Origin of the sequence: Rhodococcus sp. NPDC077669 (genome assembly GCF_040686915.1) — a bacterium.
Lineage (GTDB): Bacteria > Actinomycetota > Actinomycetes > Mycobacteriales > Mycobacteriaceae > Rhodococcoides > Rhodococcoides fascians.
Map to the genome: position 1 here is coordinate 21911 of NZ_JBFBMD010000001.1, position 24583 is coordinate 46493.

The following is a 24583-nucleotide window of genomic DNA, read 5'->3' on the forward strand; positions in this document are numbered from 1 at the left end:
GGTGCGGGACTGTCTTACTGGTAGAGCGCGAAGCTCAGTTGGTCTGGGCCGGAGTAGCCGGAGCTGCTGCGGCCGGTGCTTCGGCAGCCGGAGCTGCAGCGGCGGGCTGTTCCGGCGCGGGGGCCGGTGCGCGTTGCGCAGGCGGCGCGGCAGCGCTTTCCTGAGCCTTCACGCGAGTCTTGGCACCCTTGTGCGGAGCCAGGACCATGGTCATGTTGCGGCCGTCCTGCTTGGCCGACGTCTCCACGAAACCGAGTTCCGCGACGTCGGCACCCAGGCGCTGCAACAAACGGAAACCGAGCTCGGGACGCGACTGCTCGCGACCACGGAACATGATGGTGACCTTGACCTTCGAGCCGGCTTCGAGGAAGCGAACCACGTTGCGCTTCTTGGTCTCGTAGTCGTGCGCGTCGATCTTGGGGCGGAGCTTCTGCTCCTTGATGACGGTGAGCGTTTGGTTCTTGCGCGATTCGCGCGCCTTCTGCGCAGCCTCGTACTTGAACTTCCCGTAGTCCATGATCTTGCAGACCGGCGGACGTGCGTCGGGAGCTACTTCGACAAGATCGAGGTCGGCTTCGAGAGCCAAGCGGAGTGCATCTTCAACACGCACGATCCCCACCTGTTCACCGCCTGGTCCGACAAGACGGACCTCGGGAACTCGGATGCGATCGTTGATGCGGGTCTCAGTGCTGATGGGGCCTCCTAGGTAGTGCGGTGTGGTGTGTAACCCGACCGCCTGCCACTTACACAGCCCGTCGCCCTCGAACCTCGACATCACGCTCGGCGAACCAACACCGAAAACGAAAAAACCCTGCAGCCGGTCTGTACCGACAGCAGGGCCCGATGTCGACCGGTCGATCCGTACGACATAGCGCGTCGTACAGTCTCCTCACGAGGAGGAAGCACTGGGGAATCCCAACTGGGAGACCGTCGTGCGACCGGACCGGAAGCCATCCTTTCGGATCACATACCGGTGGGAGTCGGGCTCCACTTGCTGCCTTCATGCGGTGAACTCCATCGAGGAGCGCACGCCGAAGACGGTCGTCGAGTCAGACTACCAGCAGAAGCCCGAAACCGACAATCGCGTCGATCGATCGCGCCGAGTCGACACCCGATCCCACTGACAACACCCGCGGCGTGGGATTCTCGTAGGTATGACCAGTTCATCCACGCCCGCCGAACCCGCAGGCACCGACCCCACCGGTATCGAGCAAGAAGTCCGGGAACTCGCCGAGGTTCCCGCGGTCGAGGTCATCAGCCGCGCAGCGGTGATGCTGATGAGTTCTGCGGCCGAGAAGCTGGGTCTGTCCGAGCCCGATCGCGCGGAGAGCCCCTACCTCGATCTCGATGAGGCCCGACGCGTCATCACCGCACTCGCCGGCTTGGTCACCGCGTCGGTCGAGTATCTCGGTCCGCACGCCGGACCGATTCGCGACGGCCTGCAGGCATTGCAACGCGCGTTCCGGGAAGCCTCCGCACACCCGGACGAGCCGGGACTCGGCCCCGGTGAGAAGTACACCGGCCCGGTGCACTGAACGAGCGCACCCCACCCCCACCGACAGACGACGAAGCCGCATCCGGCAATCCGGATGCGGCTTCGTCGTCGACGTGTTCGCGTCAGACCGCAGCGACCTTACGAGCCCGACGCTTCTTCGGGGCCGCCTTCGGCGTGGACGCCACTACCTCACGGGAGAGCGCCTCCTGCAGGAATTTTCCGGTGTAGCTTTCGGGCACCGCTGCTACGGCTTCCGGATTACCCTGTGCCACAACCGTTCCGCCGCCCGAACCGCCTTCGGGCCCCATGTCGATTACCCAGTCGGAGACCTTGATGACATCGAGATTGTGCTCGATGACGATGACGGTGTTCCCCTTGTCGACCAGTCCGTTCACCACGCCGAGCAATTTCCGGATGTCCTCGAAGTGCAGGCCCGTGGTCGGCTCGTCGAGGATGTAGACCGTGCGGCCGGTCGATCGCTTCTGCAACTCGGCTGCGAGTTTCACACGCTGAGCTTCGCCGCCGGACAAGGTCGTTGCCGGTTGCCCCAGGCGGACGTAGCCGAGGCCGACCTCGACGAGGGTCTTGAGATACCGGTGAATCGACGTGATGGCCTCGAAGAAGTCGGCAGCCTCCTCGATCGGCATGTCCAGAACCTCGGCGATGGTCTTGCCCTTGTAATGCACCTCGAGCGTCTCACGGTTGTAGCGAGCGCCCTCGCACACCTCGCACGGGACGTAGACGTCGGGCAGGAAGTTCATCTCGATCTTCAACGTGCCGTCTCCCGAGCACGCCTCGCACCGACCACCCTTGACGTTGAACGAGAATCGTCCGGGTTGATACCCACGAACCTTGGCCTCGGTGGTGGCCGCGAACAACGTACGGATCTTGTCGAAGACCCCGGTGTACGTCGCAGCATTGGACCGGGGCGTGCGGCCGATCGGCGACTGGTCGACGCGAACCAGCTTGTCCAGTTGGTCCAGACCGTTGATCCGGGTGTGCCGACCGGGAACCTGCCGGGCACCGTTGAGCTTGTTGGCCATCACGGTCGCAAGGATGTCGTTGACCAGAGTCGACTTGCCCGAGCCGGAGACACCGGTGACCGACGTCAGAACACCGAGGGGGAAGCTGACGTCGATTCCCTGGAGGTTGTGTTCACGGGCACCCACGACGGTGACCTGTCGCTTCTTGTCGACCACCCGACGGGTGTCCGGCAGCGGGATCTCCATGCGACCCGACAGATACGCACCCGTGAGCGATTCGTCGTTGGTGAGGAGGTCCGCGTAGGAACCGCTGTGCACGACGCGTCCGCCGTGCTCACCGGCCAACGGTCCGATATCGACGACCCAGTCCGAGGTACGGATGGTGTCCTCGTCGTGCTCGACGACGATCAATGTGTTGCCGAGATCGCGCAGTCTCGTCAGCGTGTCGATGAGCCGGCGGTTGTCCCGTTGATGCAGTCCGATGGACGGCTCGTCCAGTACGTAGAGCACGCCGACGAGGCCGGAGCCGATCTGCGTGGCGAGCCGGATACGTTGCGCCTCGCCGCCGGACAGCGAGCCCGCGGTGCGCGCCAACGACAGGTATTCGAGACCCACGTCCAGCAGGAAGCCGAGTCGAGCCTGAACCTCCTTGAGGACCTGGCCTGCAATCGCTTCCTCGCGTCGCCCCAGAGTGAGGCTGTTGAGGAAGTCGGCCGTGTCGGCGATGGACAGTTCACACACCTCGGCGATCGACTTCGGCCCGAAATCACCTGCCGCGATGGTGACCGACAGAATTTCTGGACGCAGCCTGGCTCCGTTGCAGGTAGGACACGGAACGTCGCGCATGTAGCCGTCGTACCGTTCCTTCATCTGTTCGGATTCGGTCTGCTCGAGGCGGCGGTGCAGGAAGGGCATGACGCCCTCGAACTCGGCGTAGTACGACCGGGTGCGGCCGTACCGGTTCTTGTACTTCACGTGCACCTGGTGGTCGCTGCCCTCCAGGACAGCTCGCTTGACCTTTGCCGGCAGCTTGTTCCACGGAGCGTGCAGATCGAAGCCCATGGCGTCGGCGAGTCCGGACAGCAAGCGGCCGAAGTACTCCGACGTCTGGCCCATGGACCACGGCGCGATGGCCCCGTCGGCCAGACTCAGATCACCGTCGGGCACCACCAGCTCGGGATCGACCTCCTTGCGCACGCCGAGCCCGACACAGTCGGGGCAGGCACCGTAAGGCGAGTTGAACGAGAACGATCGCGGTTCGAGGTCGTCGATGGACAGCGGGTGGCCGTTGGGACACGCGAGCTTCTCCGAGAAACGACGCTCCCGATCGGGGGCGTTCTCCTCACGGTCGACGAAGTCGAGAACCACGATCCCGTCTGCCAGCCGCAGTGCGGTTTCCACCGAGTCGGTGAGCCGCTGCTTCGAACTGGACTTGACGGTGAGCCGGTCGACGACGACCTCGATGTCGTGCTTTTCCTGCTTCTTCAACACCGGTGGGCTACTGAGCTGGTGGACGACACCGTCGACGCGCACACGTGAGTAGCCCTGAGTGTTGAGCGAGTCGAACAGGTCGACGAACTCGCCCTTACGGGTTCGGACCACCGGCGCTAGGACCTGGAATTTCAGGCCCTCCTCCATGTCGAGAACCTGATCGACGATCTGCTGTGGAGTCTGCTTGGCGATCTGCTCGCCGCACACCGGGCAGTGCGCAGTGCCCGCCCTGGCGTAAAGCAACCGTAGGTAGTCGTAGACCTCGGTGATGGTGCCCACGGTCGAGCGTGGGTTGCGGTTGGTCGACTTCTGGTCGATCGAGACCGCGGGCGACAGGCCTTCGATGAAGTCGACGTCGGGCTTGTCCATCTGACCGAGGAACTGCCGTGCGTATGCGGACAGCGACTCCACGTAGCGACGCTGGCCTTCGGCGAAGATCGTGTCGAAGGCGAGAGACGACTTGCCCGAACCGGACAAACCGGTGAACACGATCAGCGCGTCCCGGGGCAGGTCGATATCGACCCCCCTCAAGTTGTGCTCCCGTGCACCTCGCACTATCAGGCGATCCGCCACTGTGTTCCCTTCTTTTCTCACGAGCACGTCGAGCCGTGTTGCTGCTCGACGCAGCATTGTCCGACGTCGAGTCGATGATGACGCGTGGTGCCGATGCACCGATCACATGCCGTGTAGCCGAGGACTCCACGTCGAAAACCTGTCGAGGTGAGCGACGAACCTCACCTCGTAGCAATGGTAGGTCCAGGTACCGACACACTTTTCCACGAGCGTGACCCCGGCGCTCCCGTCGTTGCTGCCGACGGTAGCGTCCTCGAAATGGACGAGCACCTCATGGTCATCGACGACAATTACACCGGCGTCGTTGCACAGGGTTCACCCCCGCAGCGGCGGACGATCCCCGGAGCCACGATCACCAAGATGTCGGTCGGCCCCATGGACAACAACACTTACCTGGTCGTCTGTTCCGCAACGGGCCATTCCCTGCTGATAGACGCCGCCAACGAGGCGGACCGCATCTCACTGCTTCTCGACGAGAACGCACCGACCCTGTCTCTGATCGTCACCACCCATCAGCATGCCGACCACTGGCAGGCGCTGGCCGATATCGCCGGTGGCACCGACTCGCCCACCGCGGCCCACGAGCTGGACGCAGAACCGCTGCCGGTAGCTCCGGACCGTCTTCTGGCCGACCACGACACGGTGTCGGTGGGTGAGCTCACCTTCGATGTGGTGCATCTGACCGGTCACACTCCGGGCTCGATAGCACTCGCGCTGACCGATGCCGAGGGCAAGACGACGCACCTCTTCACCGGCGATTCTCTGTTCCCCGGCGGCGTCGGCAAAACCAACGGCCCCGAGGACTTCACCCACCTCCTCGACGACGTGAGCGCCAAATTGTTCGACCGCTACGCCGACGACACCATCGTCTACCCCGGGCACGGCAAGGACACCACCCTCGGTGACGAGCGGCCGCACCTGGCGGAATGGCGCGAACGCGGCTGGTGACGCCGCGCGTGCTTGAGACCGTGAAACACGGGGTATGAAGAGTGTGACAAAAGTGCACGCACCGGTGACTTCGAACTATTTTCGGTGCGAGTCCGCACGTACAACCGCCATGACACGAGAAACTACGCAGGAGGCTGTCAATGCTGGTCCGCCGTATCGCCCGTCCGCTGATGTCTACGATTTTCATCTCCGGGGGCGTCGATGCACTTCGTAATCCCGCCGGCAGGGCGAAGGCAGCCGCTCCGCTGATCGAGCAGAGCAAGGATGCTCTGCCGAACGAGGTCACCGCGAACGTGCCGACCGATCCCGAGACGTTGGTTCGGATCAACGGCGGTATCCAGGTCGCCGGCGGCATTCTGTTGGCCACCGGCAAGGCACCGCGCATCGCATCGCTCGCTCTGGCCGGAAGCCTCGTTCCGACGACACTGGCCGGACACGCGTTCTGGAACGAAACCGACCCGGAGACCAAGGCTGCGCAACGCATCCACTTCTTCAAGAACCTCAGCCTGCTCGGCGGATTGCTGATCGCGGCCGTCGACACCGAGGGCAAGCCCTCCGTCGCGTGGCGCAGCAAGCGGGCGGCACGCCGCGCACAGGAATCTGTGGTCTCAGCGCTGCCCGGTCACACCACTCACGACACCGGCGAACGCGTCAAGGAAATTGCCTCGATCGCAGCGAGCCGCGGTGCCGACCTGGCCGACGCCGCACAGCCGAAGCTGGCCAAGCTCGCCGACGCTGCACAGCCGAAGCTGGCCAAGTTCGCCGACATCGCCGGCGAGAAGGGCTCGGAGCTGGCAGAGGTCGCGCAGCCCGCTCTGAACCGGTGGGCTCACATCGCCGCCGACAAGGGTTCGGAGCTGGCCGAGGAAGCCGAGAAGCGGGGCTCGAAGCTGGCCGAGCTTGCTGCCGACCGCGGAAGCGATCTGGCCGAAGAAGCGCAGAAGCGTGGATCGAAGCTCGCCGACAAGGCCGCGCACCGCAGCTCGGATTGGGCCGAGCTCGCTCAGAAGCGGGGCTCGAAGTTGGTCGACGTCGCTGCCGACCGTCGCAGTGAACTGGCCGAGGTGGCACAGAAGCGCGGAGCAAAGCTCGCCGATCTCGCTGCCGAGAAGGGATCCGTTCTGGCCGAAGAGGCTCAGAAGCGCGGCGCCACGTGGGCCGACATCGCGTCGGATCGGGTCGACACCCTCGGCAAGCGCGCTCGTAAGCGGGCCGAGAAGCAGAACAAGGAACTCGAAAAGGCAACCGAGCAGGCTCGGGCCAAGCTCGAGAATCGAGTTGCCAAGGCGCAGAAGAACTTGGACAAGAAGCTCCAGCAGTACGCGAAGTAGGTCTACCCACGACGCTCGACGTCGTTCGCGCACGGCCCTGTCCCAGAACTCGCGGTTCTGCGACAGGGCCGTTCTGCGGCGTAGACTGCTCTGGCTGATTTCGAGGCGATATTTTCGCCTCGGCCGAACTCCCGAGGAGAACCTTTGCCGGACGACGGCCACCCATCGAACGATCCCGGTGCACCCATCGAGGAAGACCTCGAACAGGCGCATCTGACGCGGTTGTACACGCAGCTCGATGCACTGCGCGAGTATGCCGCAAACCGACTTCGCGCCGTGCTGCTCGAGACCGGCGGAACACCGCAGGCCCGAAGCGAGCGCGAATCCTTCAACCAGATGTACACCGAGGACATCGCCAAGTACGACGCAGCCGAGAACGGACTCTGCTTCGGACGCATCGACCTCGATCCGGACACCCTCGATCCGAAAGTCGACGACCGCCCCGAGCGTTACATCGGCCGTGTCGGAATCCTCGACGACAAGAACGATTACGAGACACTACTGCTGGACTGGCGAGCTCCCATGGCCCGTCCGTTCTATCTGGCGACACCGGCAGCTCCCGAAAACGTGTTGCGCCGCAGGCACATCCGTACCCGCGGACGCAAGGTGACCGCCATCGCCGACGAGTTCCTGGACCTCGATTCCGCGCAGTCGTCCAACGATGCCGCTGTTGCGGGTGGCGTCGCCAGCGAGGGTGCGCTGCTGTCCGCGCTCGATGCGGCGCGAACCGGTCAGATGAACGACATCGTCGAAACGATCCAGAGCGAGCAGGACGCGATCATCCGCTCACAGCATCGCAGTGTGCTGGTGGTGCAGGGCGGACCGGGCACCGGCAAGACGGCCGTGGCACTGCACCGAGCAGCGTATCTGCTGTACACGTACCGTCAACAGCTCGGCAAGAGCGGTGTCCTGATCATCGGGCCCAACGCCACGTTCCTCGACTACATCGGCCAGGTGCTGCCGTCGCTGGGCGAAACCGGGGTACTGCTGTCGACGATCGGCGATCTGTACCCCGGAGTCCGTGCGCAGCGCGAGGATTCGGCTCTGGCCACCGAGGTCAAGGGCAGACTGTCGATGGTCGACGTACTGACGCAGGCAGTGCGTGATCGCCAGGAGGTGCCCGCACAGCCGCGCCGGCTGAAGTTCGACACCTACGACATCACCCTCGATCGAAAGATAGTCACGCGTGCCCGCGGCCGCGCCCGGTCCTCCCGGCGACCACACAACTTGGCTCGACCTCTGTTCGTGTCCTCGGTCATCGACCAGTTGGCCAATCAGCTGGCCGCGAAATTCGGCCAGAACGTGGTGGACGGATCGAGCTTGCTCAGCGCCGACGACATTGCGGACATGCGGGACGAGATGCGCGAGGACCACGACGTGATGGCTGCGATAGACGAGTTGTGGCCGGATCTGTCACCCCAGCAGGTTCTTCGAGACCTGTTCGCATCGCCGGAGAAGATCGCATCGGCCGCACCTGCGCTCGGCGAGTCGGAGCGCGAGTCGCTGCTGCGCCGCGGCCACGGCTTCTCGTCCGCGGATGCCCCGCTGCTCGACGAGCTCGCCGAGCTGCTCGGCGTCGACGATGCTGCCGAACGTGAGCAGGCCCAGCGTCAATGGCGTGGCCAGATCGCCGATGCCCAGGGCGCGCTGGACATCCTGACCGGGTCTGCACCACAGGACCTCGAAGACGAACTGGACCCGGAGATTCTGATGGCCTACGACCTGATCGACGCCGATCAGCTTGCGCGACGCCAGAATTCGGGTCAGCGACTCACCACCGCCGAACGCGCAGCCGGCGACCGTACCTGGACCTACGGGCACGTGATCGTGGACGAGGCACAAGAGCTGTCGGCGATGGCGTGGCGAATGGTGATGCGGCGCATCCCCAATCGGTGGATGACACTGGTGGGTGACACCGCGCAGACCGGTGACCCGGCCGGAACCACGTCCTGGGGATCGGTGCTCGAACCCTATGTGGCTCAACGCTGGAAGCTCACCGAACTGACGGTCAACTACCGAACGCCGTCGGAGATCATGACGGTGGCGCACGACGTGCTCGCGGCGATCGATCCGGAGCAGTCCGAACCGCGATCCATTCGCAGCACCGGCGTCGAGCCGTGGGCTCAACGCGTAGCCGCAGCAGATCTGGTGACGACGGTCGAGAAGCGAGTGGCCGACCACCCTCGTCCCGGCCTGAGCGCAGTGCTCGTTCCCTCCGAACTGGTCTCCCAACTGCAGCACCTGGCGTCGGATGTGGTGACCGTGTCGACGGTCAAGGACGCGAAAGGGCTCGAGTTCGACTCGGTGCTCATCGTCGAGCCGAGCGCGATCGTTGCGGAGTCCGTCAAGGGTATGAACGACCTCTACGTGGCCCTGACCCGAGCAACCCAGCGACTCGGCGTCGTCCATGTGGATCCTCTGCCCCAGGAGCTCGGGGCCCTGCAGCCCTTCGACGCCGAGGTCTGACGAGAACAGTCCGACGAGAACAATCGGCCCGCCCCGTCATCGTCGACGGGGCGGGCCGATTGTCGTACTACGAGAAAATCAGCGGACGGTATGGACGATCAGCACGTCACAGGTCGACTTGCGGGCCGCGTCGGACGGAACCGAACCGAGCAAGCGACCGGTCAGCGAGTTCAGCCCACGGTTGCCGACGACGAGTAGATCGCCCTTGACCTCGTCCACGAGTGCCAGGAGGGACTCGACGGGCGCTCCGACGATCGGCTTCTCCTCGATGTTCTTCGCGCCGGCCTTGGTGGCGTGCTCTCGGGCGGTGCGCAGGATTTCGCGCGTCGGTGCCGAACCGGTGATCTGGTAGGCGTCCTCGCGGAGTGCGTCGGCGGCGGCAGAGGTGTCTTTCGGATCGGCCGGGTAGTAAGCACACGCGATCACCAGGGTGGCATCGGCATCTCCCGCCAGAGCCGCGGCCTTCTCCACTGCCCGCAGTGACGATTCGGAGCCATCGGTTCCGACGACGACGGTGCGGTAGGCGCTCATTCATTCCTCCATTTGTCGGTCACACACAGATGTGACACTTCTGGTCGAACTGGATTGGTGCAAGTCACAGGACCGAAAGACGTGGTCCGGGGACTAATGCGCTGACAGTAGCCGGAAGTCGACGATCGGCACGTGAACTTGGGGAACAACACGATCCGCGCCACTCACATACATTGGTTTGCATGCCGATCCCCCGCCCGCCGTTGTCGAGACGGGCCCTCGCTCTCGGTGCCGTCGCGATCTCGATCGTGATCGTGGCCGCCCTCGCATTCGCATTCCTCCCCCAGGGACGCGAAGCCGACACTGCTACGCGTGACGCGCGCATCACGCTACCGGACAGCCCCGGTTCGACGGAGACCGTCGACCTCGACACCCGGCTCTACATTCCCGAGTCCACCCCCGCTCCGGCTGTGTTGCTCGCGCACGGCTTCGGCGGCAGCAAGGACTCGGTCGACGGCGAAGCTCGTGATCTCGCCGCGCGCGGATACGTGGTTCTCGCCTACACCGCGCGCGGCTTCGGTGACAGCACGGGTTCCATCTCCATCAACGACCCCGATCGCGAGGTCGCCGATGCCCGCGGCCTGATCGACTGGCTGGCCGAACAGCCCGAAGTACAGCTCGACGCTCCTGGTGATCCCCACGTCGGCGTGGCAGGCGGGTCGTACGGCGGGGCACTGGCCCTCAGCGCAGGCGGAACAGACCCGCGTGTGGACTCGGTGGCCGCTGCCATCACCTGGAACGACCTGGGCCAGGCCCTGTTCCCCAACTTCGGCGTCACCTCGTCCGCAGGTCGAGAAGCGCTCGGAAACATCGATTCCCCGGCCGGTGCCGAATACGGCGGACCCGGCGTCCTCAAACGTGGATGGGCCGGGGTCTTCTTCGGAGCGGGGGCCTCCAGCGCTGCGCCCGGCAGTTCCACGGACGGTAACGGTGGTGGTAACGATGGCGGTGGCGCATCCGCATGCGGCAGATTCGCCCAGGAATTCTGCGACGCCTACGCACAATCCGCAGTGACCGGCATCCCCAGCCAGCCGCTGCTCGATCTGCTGACTGCCCACTCGCCCGTCGCGGTCGCGTCGAACATCACGGCTCCGACGCTTCTCCTACAGGGCACCCAAGACACTCTGTTCGGTCTCGACCAGGCCGACGCGACGGCTCGGCAGATCGCAGCCGCAGGCGGTGACGTGACCGTTCGGTGGTTCGACGGTGGGCACGATGCCGGTGGAACGAACGGTGCGTCGGATCGAGCCGTCGCGGACTTCTTCGACCGGACTCTGCGCGGCACCCCCGATCCCGCGACCTCCGAGAGCGCGCCGTTCGTGTATTCGACGCAGCGCGCAGCCGATGAGCGAGGAGGAGAACGCAATCGTCGGATGACGGCTCCCGACTACCCAGGCCTGACCCCGAACTCCGAACCCACACAGACGAATACGGTGACCTTCACCCCCGCCTCGGACGACGGGACGATCATTCGTCCGCCCGGCGCGTCACCGTCCGCCATCTCGACGGTCCCCGGTCTGGGTTCGGTGTTGTCGACACTCGGATCGACCGGAGCCGGTGCAGCGCTGACTGCGGACCTTCCGGGCCAGTCCGCGATTTTCACCAGCGAGCCCGTCGACTCGTCACTGACCATCACCGGCGCGCCGAGAGTCGATCTCCGGGTGGCGTCCCTCGCCGGGCCCGGCCAGGCTGTGCTGTTCGCGAAACTGTACGACGTCGCCCCGAACGGCACACGGACCCTTCCCGGCGGCGCAGTGTCGGCCATCCGACTGCCCGACACCGGGAGCATCGATCCCGTCGACGTCACCGTCGCCCTCCCTGGAATCAGCTATACCGTCCAGCAAGGTCATCGTCTCGAACTGAGCGTCTCCACCACCGATCAGGCCTACGCCGTCCCGCTGGAGCCCGCACAGTTCAGCGTGACCATGGCGAACACGTCCGTCGCGTTGCCGACGGTTCCCGCGGTGGCGAGCGCGAACAGCACGGTACCCGTCGCTCCACTGATCGGAATCGGCGTGGTCGTCCTGGTGGTCGGATGCATCGTCGTGGCGACGATCGTGCGAACCAGACGCCGCACGGTGGCCGAGGTCGACGAGGCTCTGGTCGACACTCCCCTGGTGATCACCGATCTGGCCAAGACGTACTCGAACGGGTTCCGCGCCGTGGACGGCGTCAGCTTCGAGGTGAAACAGGGTCAGGTACTCGGACTGCTAGGACCGAACGGTGCCGGAAAGACCACCACGTTGCGCATGCTGATGGGCCTGATCACCCCCACCGGCGGCGACATCCGAGTCTTCGGTCACAAGGTCACACCCGGTGCCCCGGTGTTGTCGCGGCTCGGCTCCTTCGTCGAGGGTTCCGGCTTCCTTCCGCATCTGACCGGCACCCAGAACCTGCGGCTGTACTGGGAGGCGACTGGGCGACCGATCGAAGACGCTCACCTCGACGAGGCACTCGAGATCGCAGACCTCGGCGCAGCGATCGAACGCAAGGTCAAGTCCTACAGCCAAGGCATGCGTCAGCGCCTCGCCATTGCACAGGCCATGCTGGGTCTACCCGATCTCATGGTGTTGGACGAACCGACCAACGGCCTCGACCCGCCACAGATCCGAACCATGCGTGACGTGCTGATCAACTACGCGAAGACGGGGCGCACCGTGTTGGTCTCGAGCCACCTCCTCGCCGAAGTGGAACAGACGTGCACGCACGTCGTGGTCATGAACCGTGGCTCCGTGATCAGCTCGGGCACCGTCCGCGAGCTGACAGCGGCCGGTGGGCAGACCGAGATCAGGGTCGACGACGCCGGCCGCGCCCAGTCGGTACTCGACGCCGCCGGCCATGACGGCGCGGTGATCGTCGACGACGGCACGGTGACCGTCGACCTGACCGACGCCGATTCCGCCGTCGTCATCAGAGAACTCGTTACGGCGGGGGTGTCGGTCCGCGGCTTTTCCCAGTCCACCCGACTCGAGGACGTGTTCCTCGACCTCGTTCATCGAGATACCCCAGGCACAGTCGTTCACGAGACCGACTCCAGCGAGGATCGCTCATGAGTACAACGCACGCAGACGGCCGCGCAGCGGGCTACAGCGGCGGCCGCACCCTGCCGTTTCGTACCGAACTGCGTCGACAGTTGGGCCGGCGACGCACTCAGCTCGCCATCGGTTTCCTTGCCCTGCTACCGGTGATCCTTGTCGTCGCCTTCACCGTGGGCAGCTCCAGCGCCGACTCCGACGCCGGCGGACTCATCGAGCTCGGCACGCGAGGCGGCATGAACTTCACCGTCTTCGCACTGTTCATGTCCGTCGGATTTCTGCTCATCGTCGTGGTGGCGCTGTTCTTCGGCGACTCCGTTGCGAGCGAGGCCTCGTGGTCGAGCCTGCGCTACCTGCTCGCCATCCCGGTTCCTCGAAGCCGACTGTTGACCCAGAAGGCACTCGTCTCGGCCACGCTGTCCAGCGCCGCCATTCTGGTGCTGGTCGGAGTGTCCCTGCTGATCGGGACGGTGATGTACGGCGCCGAATCACTGGTCACGCCGCTGGGTGAAGGACTGTCGTACGGCACTTCCCTGGTGCGACTACTGATTGCGGTCGCCTACATCGGCATCAATCTGCTGTGGGTAGCGGGTCTCGCCATGTTGCTGTCGGTGCTCACCGACGCCCCTCTCGGGGCCGTCGGCGGCGCGGTGATGACGTCGATTCTGATGCAGATCCTCGATCAGATCACGGCATTGGGGTCGCTGCGCAACTATCTGCCCGGGCACTACGCGAACTCGTGGATCGACGCCTTCGGCACGAACATCGACTGGAACGACATGGTGGTCGGATCGTTCTCGGCCATCACCTACGCGGCGGTCTTCGGGCTGATCGCGTGGAGACGATTCGCCACCAAGGACATCACCAGCTGAGGCGGCCTACTTCTTTTTGATCGCTGGCCCGAAGACGCCCTCGGGAATGGTGCCCTGGCCGACGATCGACTCACGCCACGGCGTCGCGAGCGAAACCAACCGAGCTGCACCGTCCTCGCCGAGGGCGGCCCACGGCGCGACGGCGAGGTCGTTGGTGATGTCCTCGACCAACGTGCGGAGATCTTTCCCGTCCTGAGTCAAAGCGCCGTCGGCCGTCAACAATTCACGATCGGCCAAGGACGCCACGGCTTCGTTCCACTGCTCGGTCGACCATCCACGACGCTTGCGCGCGAATTCCTTCTCGAAGCCGTACCCGGTGGCGGTGTGGGTGATCAGCGCGTCCAGGCCGTTCAACCCCGCCGTCTGCAGCGCGGCAATGTGACCGTCGCCGCGGTACTCACGGATCAGGGTGAGCGCGTGCCACAACACGAGGTGCGGCGCTTGAGGCCAGTCGAGTTCGGCGTAGGCGGCGTACAGCGGCCGACCGTCGTCTCCTGGGATTCCACGCGCAGCGATCGATGCGAGGTCGGCAGCTTCGGCCATATCCGGGGACGCCAACGTCTCGGAGCCCAACAGACGCTCGAATGCGGTGTCGAGTGTGGCGTAACGGATTGCCATGATCTCGTCGGGAGAGGCGATGGCCCAGGCTGCCGGAACCAGCGGGCTGATCAGATCGCGGTTGAAGTTGTAGAACGTGGCTGTCACGACACCTGCACCGACCGGCCCGAGAGGTGCTGCACGACCGGCGAAATAGCAGGCCCGTGGCGGTAACCCAGCGGCAACGAGAGCGTCCTGCGTCTCCGGCAGGAAGTAGGTCATCGAGTGGATCAGTTCGAGTGCACGAGAGGTGCGGCCGGCGGTGGTTGCGTCCATCACTGAACCGTAACCGAACCATTTCGGATCGTTCCGCAGGCTCGACTCGCACCACCCGCTCGACCTATTTGAGGCCGGCCGCGTCCATGCCGCGGAGCTCCTTCTTCAGGTCCTGGATCTCGTCGCGCAGTCGACCGGCCAGCTCGAACTTCAACTCGCGGGCAGCGTTCATCATCTGATCGGTCATGTTCTTGATCAGGTCCGCCAACTCGGCGCGCGGCATCGACGAGACATCCTGCCCCTCGTACACGCCGGAGCTGACCGACCTGCCTGCTTCGCCCTGCGCTCGCCGACCACGGCTGGCGTTCCGACCCGAGCCACCCACTTCGACGGCCGTGTCGGTGTCCTCTGCCTCCTGATACACCTGATCGAGAATGTCGGCGATCTTCTTGCGCAGCGGTTGCGGATCGACTCCCCGCTCCTTGTTGTAGGCGATCTGCTTCTCGCGCCGACGTTCGGTCTCTTCGATCGCGTACGTCATGGAGTCGGTCATCTTGTCGGCGTACATGTGCACTTCACCGGACACGTTTCGAGCGGCGCGGCCGATCGTCTGAATGAGGCTGGTGCCGCTGCGAAGGAATCCCTCCTTGTCCGCGTCGAGAATGGCGACCAATGACACCTCGGGAAGGTCGAGGCCCTCCCGGAGGAGGTTGATGCCGACCAGGACGTCGTACTCACCCAGCCGAAGCTGCCGCAGCAGCTCGACTCGGCGCAAGGTATCGATGTCGGAGTGCAGGTACCGGACGCGGATGCCCAGCTCGAGCAGATAGTCGGTCAGGTCCTCCGACATCTTCTTGGTCAAAGTGGTGACGAGAACTCGTTCGTCCTTCTCGGCACGCTCGCGAATTTGGTGGACGAGGTCGTCGATCTGCCCCTTGGTCGGTTTTATGACGACCTTCGGATCGACGAGGCCGGTAGGACGGATGACCTGCTCGACGAATTCGCCGCCGGTCTGCCCCAGTTCGTACTTGCCGGGAGTAGCGGACAGGTAGACGGTCTGGCCGATCCTCTGTGTGAACTCTTCCCACGTCAGCGGCCGGTTGTCCGTCGCAGACGGCAACCGGAACCCGAAATCGACCAGGTTCCGCTTGCGCGACATGTCGCCTTCGTACATCGCGCCGATCTGTGGGACGGTGACGTGGGATTCGTCGATGACGAGTAGGAAGTCCTCGGGGAAGTAGTCGATCAGGGTCGCGGGTGCGGTGCCGGCCCCGCGACCGTCTATGTGCCGCGAGTAGTTCTCGATGCCGGAGCAGAAGCCGACCTGCTTGATCATTTCCAGGTCGTATTGCGTGCGCATCCGAAGCCGCTGCGCCTCGAGCAGCTTTCCCTTGCCTTCGAGCTCCGCCAGGCGCGCCTCGAGCTCGGCCTCGATGTCCTTGACCGCCCGTTCCATGCGCTCCGGCCCGGCGACGTAATGGGTGGCCGGGAAGATGCGTACCGAATCGACTTGGCGAACGATGTCGCCCGTCAGCGGATGCAGGTAGTACAGCGCCTCGATCTCGTCTCCGAAGAACTCGATGCGAATAGCGAGCTCCTCGTACGACGGAATGATCTCCACGGTATCGCCGCGGACTCGGAACGATCCGCGGGTGAACGCCATGTCGTTGCGCGTGTACTGCACGTCGACCAGAAGCCGGAGCAGCGCATCACGCTGGACCTCGACGTTGACCTCGAGCTCGATCGACCGATCGACGTACGACTGCGGGGTACCGAGACCGTAGATGCACGACACCGACGCCACCACGACCACGTCTCGGCGAGAGAGCAGGGATGCCGTCGCCGAGTGCCGCAGACGCTCGACGTCGTCGTTGATGGACGAGTCCTTTTCGATATAAGTATCGGTCTGCGCGATGTACGCCTCGGGCTGGTAGTAGTCGTAGTACGACACGAAGTACTCGACTGCGTTGTTGGGCAACATGTCTCGTAGCTCGTTCGCCAACTGCGCTGCGAGAGTTTTGTTCGGTGCCATCACCAGGGTGGGGCGCTGCAGTTTCTCGATCAGCCAGGCGGTGGTGGCAGATTTACCGGTACCGGTGGCACCGAGAAGCACGACGTCCTTCTCGTCCGCCTTGATCCGACGTTCGAGTTCGGCGATGGCGGTCGGCTGATCACCGGCCGGAACGTGTTCGCTGACGACCTCGAACGCCGGTCCGGTGCGCTCGATCGCTCCCACCGGACGGTGTTCGGAGTGCGCGACAACGGGATGTTCGGATGCAAACGCCATTACACAAGCGTAGACGCGACCACCGACAAGTTCCGTCGGAGAGACCTCGGAGGTCTGTTCCCGGTAGCTTCTACAGGCATGGTCGCTCACACGTCAGCCGGTGCGCACACCGTCGTTCATGCCCCGAAACACGAAACGTTCGACCTGGTCGCGAAGACCAACGTCGACCCCAAAGGGTTCGTTCGCGTGGTCGACGAATACCGCGTCGAGCCGTGGGGGCTGTACATGGCCCGGCCATCCGACCATGCCCACTTCGACTACCTGGAGTCCTGGCTACTGCCTGCTCTCGGGCTCCGGGCCTCGGTGTTCCATTATCTGCCCGCGCACGCCAGAGACCAGGACTACTACGTCGACATCGGCGAGTACACGGCCGGGGCCAGCCGATGGACCTCGGTCGATCACTATCTCGACCTCAGTGTTCGCACCGGCCGCGACTACGACCTGCTGGACGTCGACGAGCTGTTCGACGCGCGCGTGGCGCAGCATCTGGACACCCCGACGGCCGAGCGGGCGCTGTCCCGATCGATCGCGGCCATCGAAGGACTGACGCGGCACGATTACGACCTGAACGCCTGGCTCGCGTCCGTCGGCATGCCGACGGAATGGAACGGCAAACCGGCCTGAACCGCGCAGCTCTGCCTCAGGCAGTCCAGTTCGTCTCCTCCGCCCACTGCCACGCCCGCCGATACGCCACGTCGAACCACGGTGCCTTTGCGTTCTCGTATGCCTCGATCGCCGAGCGGTAGTCGGTGATTCCGGCGGCGGCTTCGGAAGCACGCCGCTTGATCGCGGCGTATTCCGTCGCGACAGCCGCGTCCGCCCGGAGCCAGTCACGGAACAACAGGGCGAACGTCTGGTTTGGCCAACCGTCGACTCGAACATGGACGTTGGCCGGTCGGCCGGGGTCTGCGTTGCCGTGAAAACGCTTGCCCCACACGGCCGGATCGGCCTCACCACCCACTCCGTACGCGGGCTTCGGATCGTCGAAGTCACTGGACTCGACTCCGGGGAACCCGGCGACGCGCAACTGTTCGCCGACCGAATCTGCGTCGGCCAGCGAGCGCACCGTGATCTGGATGTCGAGCACGTCCTTGGCATCGAGTCCGGGTACCGCCGTCGATCCGACGTGGTCGATCCGAACAGCCTTGTCCCCACACGCGAGAGCAAGGCGCGCGATCATTCGCCGCGCCTGGGATTCCCAGGCCGGGTCTGCAGTCACGAGTTCCGGATGCGTCCGGGCGACAATGCCCTCTCTGAGGTTGCGCTCGAAGGGAATCACGCGCTCGTTCCACAAGTTTCGTACCTGATCGTCGACGCTGCCGGGCGCACCCGTGTTGTCTATCCACACATCTGCCGCCGCTCGGCGCGCATCGTCGGTCGCCTGCGCGGCGATGCGCGCGCGGGCATCGGCCTCGGGCATGTTTCGTTGGCCGGTCAGCCGACGTACTCGTTCCTCGGCGTCGACCCAGACGACGACGACCAGATGGAAGAACGGAGCCATCGAGCCTTCGACGAGAAGTGGAATATCGTGCACCACCACGGCATCCGCTGCCGCACCCTCGATGATCTCGGTAGTGCGCTGTCCGACCAATGGATGCACGATGGCGTTGAGCTTCTTTCGCGACTCCTCGTCGCCGAAAGCCTTGGCGGCCAAGGCCGGCCGATCGAGTGACCCGTCGGGTGCCAGTATCTCGGTACCGAAGGTGTCCGTCAGTTGTTGCAGCCCAGGCGTTCCCGGCTCCACCACTTCGCGGGCAAGTACGTCCGAGTCGACGAGCACTCCCCCGAGTTCGGTCAGCACTTTCGCCACGGTCGATTTGCCGGCACCAATTCCGCCGGTCAGTCCCAGTCTCAGCATGCGTCCAGTCTGACACTCGAACACGCCGAAGCCCACCAGCCCCAAATGCACCGGTTTTGCAAGCCTGTCGGTTATCTTCGACGAGCGCGACCTCGATGTGCCGACCCACCGCCAGCGAAAAGGACACCCATGCAAAGCAATCAGATCCAACCGGGTCGGCACCGCCTCGGCATGGATGCAGGCGTTCATTGCATTCTCATTCCAGAAGTTGCCTCGGCGCTGGCCGACCACCGGCGTAACTGGTTCACCAACCTCCTGACCCCTGCCCGCCACAGCTTCGCCACGATGCGTAAGCGCACGGCGAGCGTCGGCCAGTGGAGTCCAGCCACCGCCGCGTAGTTCGCACTCCCCCTCAACCTTGGACCCGGTTCACCAGAACCGGGTCCATTGTCGTTCCCGTTGCACCTGCGTATTCGAACGAGAAAGCCCCGGTTCTCACAGGGAGAACCGGGGCCGAGGTCACACCCTCACGGGTGGACTACTTCTATCAGGCGTTGCCCGACAGCTTCTCGCGAAGTGCAGCGAGCTGCGCATCGCTGGCCAGCGATCCACCGGTCGAGGCGGGAGCCGACGCTGCGGGAGCATCGCCTTCTGCATCGGCGGGAGCCTGACCCGACTCGGAGGAGTAGTTGGTGTTGGCGGCTTCGGCAGCTTCGTCCTTGGCCGTCTTCTCCATCTGAGCGGTGTGCATCTTGTGGCGACGCTCGGCCTCGGCGTAGCGACCTTCCCACTCTTCACGCTGCTTCTCGTAACCTTCGAGCCATTCGTTGGTCTCGGAGTCGAAGCCCTCGGGGAAGATGTAGTTGCCACCCTCGTCGTACGAGTCGGCCATGCCGTACTTGGACGGATCGAACTCTTCTGCGTAGTCCTCGTTGGCCTGCTTGAGGCTCAACGAAATCCGGCGACGCTCGAGATCGATGTCGATGACCTTGACGAGTGCGTCGTCGCCGACACCCACGACCTGGTCCGGAACCTCCACGTGGCGCTCGGCCAGCTCGGAGATGTGCACGAGGCCCTCGATGCCCTCTTCGACGCGAACGAACGCACCGAACGGAACGAGCTTGGTGACCTTGCCGGGCACGATCTGGCCGATCGCGTGGGTGCGAGCGAACTGGCGCCACGGATCTTCCTGCGTTGCCTTGAGCGACAGCGACACACGCTCGCGGTCCAGGTCGACGTCGAGAACCTCGACGGTGACCTCGGTGCCGACCTCGACAACCTCGGACGGGTGATCGATGTGCTTCCAGGACAGCTCGGAGACGTGCACCAGGCCGTCGACGCCACCCAGGTCCACGAAGGCACCGAAGTTGACGATGGAGGACACGACGCCCTTGCGGACCTGGCCCTTCTGCAGCTGGTGCAGGAACTCGCTGCGGACCTCGGACTGGGTCTGCTCGAGCCATGCGCGACGCGACAGGACCACGTTGTTGCGGTTCTTGTCGAGCTCGATGATCTTGGCCTCGATCTCCTTGCCGACGTACGGCTGGAGGTCGCGGACGCGACGCATCTCGACGAGCGAGGCGGGGAGGAAGCCACGGAGACCGATGTCGAGGATGAGTCCACCCTTGACGACCTCGATGACGGTGCCCTTGACGGCCTCGTCCTTCTCCTTGAGCTCCTCGATCGTGCCCCAAGCGCGCTCGTACTGAGCTCGCTTCTTGGACAGGATCAGACGGCCTTCCTTGTCCTCCTTGGTGAGGACGAGTGCTTCGATCTCATCTCCCACGGAGACGACCTCGTTGGGGTCGACATCGTGCTTGATGGAGAGCTCGCGGGAAGGGATGACGCCTTCGGTCTTGTAACCGATGTCGAGTAGAACCTCGTCACGATCGACCTTGACGATGGTGCCCTCGACGATGTCACCATCGTTGAAGTACTTGATCGTGGCGTCGATGGCGGCGAGAAAATCCTCTGCGGAGCCGATATCGTTGACGGCTACCTGCGGTGAGGTTGTGGTTGAGGGCATGTGTTGAGTTGCTCCGGACGGGTTGGGTATCGGTTGATGGATGTTCGGTCGGACTTGTGAAACGTGTGCAGCACGAGCATCTTCCGCGGATCCGTTGCCGGCTCCGCACGCGTCGACGCCGGGCAAACCCGACCTGGGCGCAGCATGAACACACTCGCGTTGAACAGGGTACGCGATGCCGCAGTACCAGCACAAACCCGGTTAGAGTCGGCGTGTGACCAATCCTTCCGCACCGCTGTCCACCCCCGGCCGCGGCCGAATCGATTCGGTCGCGAGCGACCGCGCGAGTCGAACCTGGTGGGATTCGGATGCCGACAACTATCACCGTACGCACGGCGCGTTTCTGGGCGCGTCGACCGAATCCGGAGAGTTCGTCTGGTGCCCGGAGGGACTGCACGAGGGCGACGCGCATCTGCTGGGTGACGTCGCGGGCAAGGACATTCTCGAGGTGGGCTGCGGGAGCGCACCCTGCGCCCGCTGGCTCGGGACTCAGGGGGCGCGCGCCATCGGCCTCGACATCTCGATGGGCATGTTGCAGCGCGGCGTCGACGCGATGACCGCGGGCGGGTCGACGGTTCCGCTGGTGCAGGCCAGTGCCGAGTCCCTACCGTTCGCCGACGAGGGGTTCGACATCGTGTGCTCGGCCTTCGGTGCGGTTCCGTTCGTCGCGGACTCCGCCAACGTGATGAAGGAAGTGGCGCGGGTACTGCGGCCGGGCGGCATCTGGGTGTTCGCGGTCAACCATCCGATGCGCTGGGTGTTCCCCGACGATCCCGGGGTGGGCGGCCTGACCGCGACGATTCCGTACTTCGATCGAACCCCGTACGTCGAGTACGACGCCGACGGGACCCCCAACTACGTCGAGCATCACCGCACGATCGGTGATCGCGTGCGCGAGCTGGTCGCCGCAGGTCTCGAGGTTCGCGACATCGTCGAACCGGATTGGCCGGAGTGGCTCGACCGCGAGTGGGGTCAGTGGAGCCCACTGCGCGGCCAGCTGTTTCCCGGCACCGCGATCTTCAGTAGTCGAAAACCGCGGTGAGTCCGTAGTCGATCAGCGCCGGTGCACCCTGGCTTCGACGGTCTCGGTGAAGGCGCTGGTCGACGCCTGACCGCCGAGGTCCGCTGTCGCGACCCCGGATTCGACGGTGTCGTCTACGGCGTGCCGAATCCGGCCGGCTGCGGCGGCGAGCCGTACGTCCCCGTGCCGATCGGCGAGCCACTCGAGCAGCATCGCGGCCGACAGGAACAGTGCCGTCGGGTTGGCGCGATTCCTGCCTGCGATATCCGGGGCGGATCCATGGGAGGCCTGCGCCATGGCCTGGGTACGCGAAGAGTTGATCGACGGTGCCGTGCCGAGTGACCCGGACAACTCTCCGGTCAGGTCGGAGAGGATGTCCCCGAACATGTTCTCGGCCACGATGACGTCGTAGTCCTCACCGCGTCGAACCAGATGCGCCGCGAGGGCGTCCACGTGCTCTTCGGTGACGTCTACCTGCGGAAACTCCTCGCCGACGGACCGGCAGGCATCGCGAAACAACCCCGTCGTCAACGACAGCACGTTGGTCTTGTGCACGATCGTCACTTTCTTCCGCCGCCGGTCTGCGAGCGAGAAGGCCTCACGAGCGATGCGTTCGCACGCCGAACGGGTGAACACTCCCACCGCGAGCGCTACATCGGGCGTGGGCATGAACTCGCCACTGCCGACGAACATGTTGCGGTCGGCGTAGAAGCCCTCGGTGTTCTCCCGCACCACCACCAGGTCCATCTGCGGCGACATCGCGCGCACTCCAGGAAGTGCCTTGGCCGGACGGATGTTGGCGAACAGATCGAAATGCTTGCGAATTCGTCCGCCCGGAGTCAGCTGAGATCGGAACGGCTCAGGGTACGACGCGCTGTCGTGAGGCCCGAGAATCCACGCCTCGAGCCTGCCGAGCTCGTTCAACGTGTGCTCGGGCATCGGCGTTCCGTGCTCGTCGAGAGCACCCAACCCCAGCGGCAAGTGCTGCCAGTCGACGACGGGACCGTGCACTGCGGCCAGAGCTGCGTCCACCACCCGGATCGTCGCAGGGACGATCTCGTGACCGATGCCGTCGCCGGTCATGGCCCCAATTCGTAAAGTCGGTGCATCTCGTCCGTCCGTCTGCGCCATCATGACTACATGGTGCAGTCCGCCGAACTCCTCCTCGACTCGGGGCTCGATACTGCGGTTCGCCGCGAGTGGGCGGCACTCTCCGATGCCGGCCTGCCGAGCCAGAACCGTCATCGGGGCGAGTCGAATCGACCGCACATCACCGTCTCGGTGGCGTCGTCCATGCCCGCGTCCGTCGATTCCGGTACGGCCGTGCGTTTCGACCCGTTCGATGTTCGTCTCGGCGGCCTCGTCGTATTCGGTGGCCGGACCGCCACCCTGGCCCGTCTGGTCGTGCCGAGCGTCGAACTGCTCGACCTGCATGCTCGGATGCATGCCGCCGTAGGCCCGGGCTCGTTCGACAATGTCGCCATCGGGCATTGGACGCCGCACGTGACGCTGGCCCGGCGGTTGACACCCGACGAAGCCGGTGCCGCGACGCGCCTGCTGTGCCCGCACCTGGACGACCTGATCGGCTCTGCCGTTGCCTTGCGTCGGTGGGACGGCGACAACAAGTGCGAATGGCGCATCGGCTGACCGCCAGGCCTGTCAGAACCGGAAGTCTCCGAATTGGGTCACCTCCGCATGTGTATCCGGCGTGCGGCCGACAGCAACCCACGCATCGAGGGCGAGAAACATCAACACAACCACCAGTACAATTGTCATGCCACCAGCGTCCTACCTGCGCCGACCCAACACGAGTGGCAGTAATGACATGTATCGTCGATTTTCTGCCATACTGCTGTCATGCTGAAGAAGGTGGTCGCAGTACTGCTGCCGTTGACCGAGCAGTTCGAGCTCGGCGTGGCCTGCGAGGTGTTCGGATTCGACCGCTCCGACGAGGGACTGCCCACCTACGACTTCTCGTTGATCGCCGGGGTCCCCGACACGATTCGCACCCGGGTGGGTTACACGATCGATGTGCCCCACGATCTCGACCGGCTCGACAGCGCCGATCTGATCATCGTTCCGGCCGGCGGCACCGAATCGGCCGACGACGGAAGCTACGTGTGCGGCAGTACGTACAGCCCCTCGATCGAGCCACTACTCGACAAACTCCGTGCGGCGGTGGACCGAGGCGCGCTGGTCGCCAGCCTGTGCAACGGCGCGTTCGTACTCGGCGCCGCGGGCCTGCTCGACGGCAGGCGGTGTACGACCCATTGGCGACACTCGGCCTCCCTGGCCGCGAAATACCCGTTGGCCCAGGTCGACCCAAACGTTCTCTACGTGGACGACGGGAATGTACTGACCAGTGCGGGCACCGCGGCCGGTATCGACCTGTGCCTGCACATCGTCCGCAAATACCAAGGCAGTGTCGTGGCCAACGGAATCGCGCGCAGAATGGTCGTTCCGCCACACCGTGACGGCGGCCAGGCGCAGTTCGTCACCAGTCCACTACCGGCGATCCGAACCGAAACGTTGGCACCGTTGCTCGATTGGATGACCGAGAACCTCGATTCGGAACTCACGATCGGCCGACTGGCTGCGCGGGTGAACATGTCGGCTCGTACATTCGCCCGCAAGTTCGCCGCCGAGACCGGCACGACGCCCGCGCGGTGGCTCAACGATCAACGCGTACTGGCTGCGCAGCAGCTCCTCGAGAACTCCGACCTGCCGATGGATTCGATCGCCGAAGTCGTCGGTTTCGGGAATGCTGCAGCCCTGCGCCAGCATTTCGTCAGACTTCGCTGCACGACGCCCAACTCGTACCGCCGAACATTCCGGGCCGCGCCGCAACCCGTGTGACGGACCACGGAGAGGAGTGGGTCCGGGAAGATTCCGGAGAACCTCTGCGTTGAGACG

The 24583-nt window shown here is 64.6% G+C and carries 19 protein-coding genes; 11 read left to right on the forward strand and 8 right to left on the reverse strand.

What is annotated here, in order from left to right:
* Positions 1-34: 34 nt before the first annotated feature.
* Complete coding sequence (infC, locus tag AB0P23_RS00105) at positions 35-751, reverse strand: translation initiation factor IF-3 (RefSeq protein ID WP_032365534.1); 717 nt, start codon at positions 749-751, stop codon at positions 35-37.
* A 403-nt stretch (positions 752-1154) separates the two neighbouring features.
* Between infC and AB0P23_RS00110 the strand changes: the two genes are divergently transcribed.
* A complete protein-coding gene (locus AB0P23_RS00110) occupies positions 1155-1535 on the forward strand; it encodes a DUF1844 domain-containing protein (protein ID WP_363796529.1) in 381 nt (126 codons plus the stop codon).
* Between the two features lie 82 nt (positions 1536-1617).
* Here the strand turns inward: AB0P23_RS00110 and uvrA are convergent, their stop codons facing one another.
* On the reverse strand, positions 1618-4542 hold the full coding sequence (gene uvrA, locus AB0P23_RS00115) for an excinuclease ABC subunit UvrA (protein WP_032374518.1): 2925 nt from the start codon (positions 4540-4542) through the stop codon (positions 1618-1620).
* Positions 4543-4800: 258 nt separating this feature from the next.
* On the opposite strand from uvrA, the gene AB0P23_RS00120 reads away from it, so the two are divergent.
* The 3 genes from AB0P23_RS00120 to AB0P23_RS00130 all read left to right on the forward strand — a co-directional run bounded on the left by AB0P23_RS00120 (position 4801) and on the right by AB0P23_RS00130 (position 9287).
* A complete protein-coding gene (locus AB0P23_RS00120) occupies positions 4801-5490 on the forward strand; it encodes an MBL fold metallo-hydrolase (protein ID WP_206498124.1) in 690 nt (229 codons plus the stop codon).
* 140 nt (positions 5491-5630) lie between these two features.
* Complete coding sequence (locus AB0P23_RS00125; protein WP_363796531.1) at positions 5631-6821, forward strand: DoxX family membrane protein; 1191 nt, start codon at positions 5631-5633, stop codon at positions 6819-6821.
* Between the two features lie 144 nt (positions 6822-6965).
* Positions 6966-9287, forward strand: coding sequence for an ATP-binding domain-containing protein (locus tag AB0P23_RS00130; protein WP_206498126.1), 2322 nt, complete (start codon positions 6966-6968; stop codon positions 9285-9287).
* Positions 9288-9365: 78 nt separating this feature from the next.
* On the opposite strand, the gene AB0P23_RS00135 is transcribed toward AB0P23_RS00130, so the two are convergent.
* The gene (locus tag AB0P23_RS00135; RefSeq protein ID WP_008715916.1) at positions 9366-9818 is read right to left on the reverse strand and encodes a universal stress protein; all 453 of its coding nucleotides are present in this window, start codon (positions 9816-9818) and stop codon (positions 9366-9368) included.
* Positions 9819-10000: 182 nt separating this feature from the next.
* Between AB0P23_RS00135 and AB0P23_RS00140 the strand changes: the two genes are divergently transcribed.
* Positions 10001-12871 carry an alpha/beta fold hydrolase gene (locus AB0P23_RS00140; RefSeq protein ID WP_032370339.1) on the forward strand — a complete coding sequence of 957 codons (2871 nt, stop codon included), beginning with the start codon at positions 10001-10003 and terminating at the stop codon, positions 12869-12871.
* A complete protein-coding gene (locus AB0P23_RS00145; RefSeq protein ID WP_032400018.1) occupies positions 12868-13725 on the forward strand; it encodes an ABC transporter permease subunit in 858 nt (285 codons plus the stop codon). Before AB0P23_RS00140 ends, AB0P23_RS00145 begins: the two co-directional genes overlap by 4 nt.
* Before the next feature lie 6 nt (positions 13726-13731).
* Here AB0P23_RS00145 and AB0P23_RS00150 read toward each other — a convergent pair whose 3' ends face one another.
* Positions 13732-14598 (reverse strand): hypothetical protein, encoded by an 867-nt coding sequence (locus AB0P23_RS00150; RefSeq protein ID WP_032391042.1) that lies wholly within the window; start codon positions 14596-14598, stop codon positions 13732-13734.
* A gap of 64 nt (positions 14599-14662) precedes the next feature.
* Positions 14663-16825, reverse strand: a complete 2163-nt coding sequence (uvrB, locus tag AB0P23_RS00155) for an excinuclease ABC subunit UvrB (RefSeq protein WP_027497251.1) — start codon at positions 16823-16825, stop codon at positions 14663-14665.
* Between the two features lie 78 nt (positions 16826-16903).
* On the opposite strand from uvrB, the gene AB0P23_RS00160 reads away from it, so the two are divergent.
* Entirely contained in the window at positions 16904-17449 is a 546-nt protein-coding gene (locus AB0P23_RS00160) for a DUF402 domain-containing protein (protein WP_032365527.1), read from the forward strand.
* Between the two features lie 16 nt (positions 17450-17465).
* Here the strand turns inward: AB0P23_RS00160 and coaE are convergent, their stop codons facing one another.
* Positions 17466-18683, reverse strand: a complete 1218-nt coding sequence (gene coaE, locus AB0P23_RS00165; protein ID WP_206498127.1) for a dephospho-CoA kinase — start codon at positions 18681-18683, stop codon at positions 17466-17468.
* 129 nt (positions 18684-18812) lie between these two features.
* Here coaE and AB0P23_RS00170 point away from each other — a divergent pair, with 129 nt between their 5' ends.
* Positions 18813-19022: a hypothetical protein gene (locus AB0P23_RS00170; protein WP_027497254.1), complete on the forward strand. Its 210-nt coding sequence runs from the start codon at positions 18813-18815 to the stop codon at positions 19020-19022.
* Between the two features lie 148 nt (positions 19023-19170).
* Here AB0P23_RS00170 and rpsA read toward each other — a convergent pair whose 3' ends face one another.
* Positions 19171-20649, reverse strand: a complete 1479-nt coding sequence (rpsA, locus tag AB0P23_RS00175; RefSeq protein WP_027497255.1) for a 30S ribosomal protein S1 — start codon at positions 20647-20649, stop codon at positions 19171-19173.
* A 214-nt stretch (positions 20650-20863) separates the two neighbouring features.
* On the opposite strand from rpsA, the gene AB0P23_RS00180 reads away from it, so the two are divergent.
* On the forward strand, positions 20864-21691 hold the full coding sequence (locus AB0P23_RS00180) for a class I SAM-dependent methyltransferase (protein ID WP_094621180.1): 828 nt from the start codon (positions 20864-20866) through the stop codon (positions 21689-21691).
* Positions 21692-21703: 12 nt separating this feature from the next.
* On the opposite strand, the gene AB0P23_RS00185 is transcribed toward AB0P23_RS00180, so the two are convergent.
* Positions 21704-22801 carry an isocitrate/isopropylmalate dehydrogenase family protein gene (locus AB0P23_RS00185; RefSeq protein ID WP_094621226.1) on the reverse strand — a complete coding sequence of 366 codons (1098 nt, stop codon included), beginning with the start codon at positions 22799-22801 and terminating at the stop codon, positions 21704-21706.
* Between the two features lie 9 nt (positions 22802-22810).
* Between AB0P23_RS00185 and AB0P23_RS00190 the strand changes: the two genes are divergently transcribed.
* Complete coding sequence (locus AB0P23_RS00190; protein ID WP_027497258.1) at positions 22811-23317, forward strand: 2'-5' RNA ligase family protein; 507 nt, start codon at positions 22811-22813, stop codon at positions 23315-23317.
* A 210-nt stretch (positions 23318-23527) separates the two neighbouring features.
* Positions 23528-24526 carry a helix-turn-helix domain-containing protein gene (locus AB0P23_RS00195; RefSeq protein WP_027497259.1) on the forward strand — a complete coding sequence of 333 codons (999 nt, stop codon included), beginning with the start codon at positions 23528-23530 and terminating at the stop codon, positions 24524-24526.
* Positions 24527-24583: the final 57 nt, after the last annotated feature.